The 714-nt window shown below is 67.1% G+C and carries 1 protein-coding gene; it reads left to right on the top strand.

Going from position 1 to position 714, the window contains the following annotated elements; genetic code table 11:
* Positions 1–714: ISAs1 family transposase (locus NKH29_RS32575; RefSeq protein WP_353001436.1), on the top strand; the 714-nt coding region annotated here is incomplete at both ends.

Here is a 714-nt window from a genome sequence, read left to right as displayed (position 1 = left end):
GAGAGCTACTTTGGCGCGGTGCCTGATCCACGCGCGCCCAACGCCACGCACCGGCTTGGCGACCTGATCGTGATGATGATCGCAGCAAGCCTGTGCGGCGCCAGCAATGCGACGGAATTTGCCCTGCTCGCGCAGGAGCGCAAGCAGGCGCTGTCGCGGCTGATCGACTATGACGCAGCCCCCAGCCACGACACCTTCTCGCGGCTGCTGCGCCTGCTCGACCCGGAGGCCTTCGGTCGCGCCTTTGCTGCCTTTGCCGCAGCTTTCGCCCGAACCAGCCGAGAGACGCCCGAGGTGGTGTCGCTTGACGGCAAGGCTTTGCGGCGGGCCTACGAGAAGGGCTTGGCAGCCAGTCCGCCGTTGACGGTGTCGGCCTTCGCCGCCGAGACCCGGCTGTGCCTGGCGGCAGTCTCGCCGAGCGATGGTGAGAACGAAGTCGAGGCCGCGCTCAAGGTCGTCGAACTCATTGATCTTACGGGCAGATTGGTCACCGCCGATGCGCTCCACTGCCACACCCGCATGGCTGCGGCCATTACCCAAAGAGGTGGCGATTACCTGCTTGCGCTGAAGGGCAACCGTCGTCATTGGCTGCGCCGCGCCAACCTGCAACTGGCCGACGCCACCCCTTCCATTGCCGAGCGCACCGAGACCAGCCACGGCCGCAACGAGTGGCGGCAGGCCGAGATCGTGGCGGCGGCCGAGCCGCTGATGCCT

Origin of the sequence: Mesorhizobium sp. M1295 (assembly GCF_040318135.1) — a bacterium.
Taxonomy (GTDB): domain Bacteria; phylum Pseudomonadota; class Alphaproteobacteria; order Rhizobiales; family Rhizobiaceae; genus Mesorhizobium.
Note: the sequence above shows the minus strand (reverse complement) of the source record. Positions and strands in the feature narration are given on the sequence as shown.